This is a genomic window from Vibrio sp. PNB23_22_6 (assembly GCF_052877535.1).
In genome coordinates this window covers 1-2,787 of the sequence record NZ_JBNFXP010000054.1, presented here as the reverse complement: position 1 = coordinate 2,787, position 2,787 = coordinate 1, and the positions used below count along the sequence as shown (strand labels likewise).

General features: G+C 40.8%; 5 protein-coding genes. 3 read left to right on the top strand and 2 right to left on the bottom strand.

What is annotated here, in order from left to right; translation table 11 throughout:
* The first annotated feature begins 207 nt into the window (after window positions 1-207).
* Entirely contained in the window at window positions 208-768 is a 561-nt protein-coding gene (locus tag ACVA54_RS19540; RefSeq protein WP_446619673.1) for an N-acetyltransferase family protein, read from the top strand.
* A gap of 62 nt (window positions 769-830) precedes the next feature.
* Here the strand turns inward: ACVA54_RS19540 and ACVA54_RS19535 are convergent, their stop codons facing one another.
* The gene (locus ACVA54_RS19535) at window positions 831-1,121 is read right to left on the bottom strand and encodes a type II toxin-antitoxin system RelE family toxin (protein ID WP_005377002.1); all 291 of its coding nucleotides are present in this window, start codon (window positions 1,119-1,121) and stop codon (window positions 831-833) included.
* Window positions 1,111-1,359 carry a type II toxin-antitoxin system Phd/YefM family antitoxin gene (locus ACVA54_RS19530; RefSeq protein ID WP_005377003.1) on the bottom strand — a complete coding sequence of 83 codons (249 nt, stop codon included), beginning with the start codon at window positions 1,357-1,359 and terminating at the stop codon, window positions 1,111-1,113. Before ACVA54_RS19530 ends, ACVA54_RS19535 begins: the two co-directional genes overlap by 11 nt.
* Before the next feature lie 193 nt (window positions 1,360-1,552).
* Here ACVA54_RS19530 and ACVA54_RS19525 point away from each other — a divergent pair, with 193 nt between their 5' ends.
* Together ACVA54_RS19525 and ACVA54_RS19520 are read left to right on the top strand one after the other, a co-directional pair.
* Window positions 1,553-2,068, top strand: a complete 516-nt coding sequence (locus tag ACVA54_RS19525) for a GNAT family N-acetyltransferase (protein WP_119464771.1) — start codon at window positions 1,553-1,555, stop codon at window positions 2,066-2,068.
* 236 nt (window positions 2,069-2,304) lie between these two features.
* The gene (locus ACVA54_RS19520) at window positions 2,305-2,670 is read left to right on the top strand and encodes a hypothetical protein (RefSeq protein WP_119464480.1); all 366 of its coding nucleotides are present in this window, start codon (window positions 2,305-2,307) and stop codon (window positions 2,668-2,670) included.
* The last annotated feature ends 117 nt before the right edge of the window (window positions 2,671-2,787 follow it).

Below are 2,787 nucleotides of genomic sequence, written 5' to 3'. Positions count from 1 at the left end.
AAGCTTTAGTTGCAGCTAAAGCCTGGGTCTCACATTACCCGAAACTGGTCGATTTAGAGGGATAATTTCCCATACAAGCGTTTAAGGCAGATTCGCAACGCGTGGCATTTTTGGTTTTAATCGGCTTTAGTGTTTACAGTGCAATGGTTTAGGTTCAGTGACAGCGTTGCTCACTACTTAACGCGGCGTTATGCTTTAGAGGAAAATATGGAAATCAGAAGAATCAATCAGGATGATTTAGATAGCTTTGTAGCTCTCTGGCAAGGTGTATTTGATGAAGGGGCTTACCTTAGAAATCCTCCTCCACCAAAGGAGAAAGTTTTAAAGGTGCTCTGTAAAGTCGAACAGCTTAAATTCCCCAATTTTGTTGTTTTATCAGCCGGAAAGGTGGTAGCTAGTATTGAGGCATTTCCGGGTTCAATGTGCGGCTTAGAGTGCGATGATGTTGGATTTGTTGGTGCTCAAGTTCATGCAGACCTTAGAGGCAAAGGTTTGGGAAAAAAGTTACTGAAACAGGTCATTTCAGACAGCAAAAGGTTTGGTTACAAAGAGCTCAGGCTTGAAGTTTATAAGTCCAATATTGCAGCTAGAAAACTCTACGAAAAGCTTGGGTTTAGCTACGTAGGTGAAGGTGAGGAAATTACTTTGCCTAATGGTGAAATGACGCAGAGTTTGAAAATGAGGCTATCGATAGCCCAAGCATACAAAGCGTTTAAGGCAGATTCGCAACGCGTGGCATTCTCAGGTCAAATTGAGTTTTGTGTTTAAGGTGCAATGGTTTAAGTTAGGTGCAGGCGTCGCTCACTACTTAACGCGGCGTTATACCGCAATCAATCATCTAACCTTTTCATGGCTTTACGGTAAACATCGCTACGTTCGCGTTTTCCGACTGCTAAGACGGTTACAATGATGACATCGTCTTCAACTTTGTAGACGAGACGGTAGCCAGATTGACGCAACTTAATTTTATACATGTTGTCAGCTCCAGAAAGCTTTGAAGCCGGAACATGTGGGTTATCTAAGCGTTCTATCAGCTTTTTCTTAAATTGTTGTTGCAGAGTAGATCCAAGCTTTTTCCACTCTTTGAGTGCGCTCTTTTTAAAGTCGAGTTTATAGGTCATCAATATTTACCGAAATGCTCTCTTCAGATTCACGCTCCTTAGCGATAGCTAGTAGTTCAAGATCCTCGAGTCTGTCCATCATCATTTCGTACGCTTCGGCAGGTACACAATAAAATGCGGGCTCATTTCGGTTTAATACAGCAACAGGTTCGCCGTAAGCACTAGTTGCAACTTTCATAGGGTTAGCTTTCAACTCGGTAATGCTTGCAGCAACATCGGCTAAAATTCTAGTGGTCATATAATCGGTCTCTTAAGTGGTCTTTATGTTGGTCATTTTAGCCTCAACCAAGCGGTATAACAAGTTGCTTAAGAGTGATTCGCAACGCGTGGCATTTTTACTATGCGTCGGTTTATGTGTTTAAGGTATTATGCGGAGGCTAAGGTATTGCGTTGCTCACACCTTAGCAAGGCGTTATGTGAATAGGGAAATTATGCAGCAAGCAATTGAAAGTGAAAGACTAATATTACGACCATTTTCTATGTCTGACGCTGAGCGTGTTTCAGAGTTGGCTGGCGACAAGCAAATATCAGAAATGACGGCAAATATTCCGTATCCATATACAGTTAGTGATGCTGAAAATTGGATTCGTACACATACTGAGTTGTTTTTAAGTGGTAAAGGTATTGTCTATGCCATTGTCCTAAAAGAGAGTTCTGAGCTTATTGGTGCTATTAGTTTTCCAAAACTGGAAAATGGTTTGGGTATTCTGGGCTATTGGTTAGGCGTTCCTTACTGGGGCTGTGGTTATGCTACAGAAGCATCTAAGGTTCTGATTTCATTTTCAAAAAAGCATTATGGATTAACAAGGCTAAAAGTAATGCATTTAGTTGGAAATGAGCGTTCAAAATCAGTCATTGAAAAGCTCGGTGTAAAATACGTAGGCGATCAGACAAACCGCATGCAAGGTAAAGATCGTGAAGTAAGTGTTTATATATCAGAGGCATAAATTCACATAACAAACAGTTCAAGAGGGATTCGCAACATGTGGCATTTTCACTATGCGTTGGTTTAAGTGATTAAGGTGGTATACGGAAACATCGGTATTGCGTTGCTCACCCCTTAACAAGGCGTTATGAGCCTCATCCTAATGTGAAGCCTGTCGGGAATCTCGCAATACAATATGAGCTTAGTTGCTATTGGTAATAGTCTAAGGAGATTGTGCAATCCAAAGGATTAGAAAGGATGCTTGAACGTATAGAAAAAGTACTGGACCTGAATGATATCGCTTATGAAAGCGGCGAAACTAGAATGTACATCAAACTAGGTGGTTTATGCTCACAAATCAAAATTCATTATGACTATGCAACCAATACTTATAAAGTTAGCTGCGGGGAGTTGCGGCTGTTCATATCAAGCATTGTATTTTTCTGTTTAGCCTTCAATAATCTTCATCAACCTGATATGCAGTTGTGGGTAGGGTACGGTTCAGGTTTAATGTTCGCAACAGCAATCGGGAATCTGTTTTCAATAATTTCGACAAATATACAATTACTAGACTTGCGTGCTCAACTAAGACAAGAAGGCGTATTCTTGAAATACGGCTCATAACAAACGACTATGGCGTCAATAGCTAATTTTTCGCTATGTACTCATCCCACATGACGCCATCTCTTAACATAGAATTTAGTATCACAACCATCTTGCGAACGCAGGCTATGATGGCAA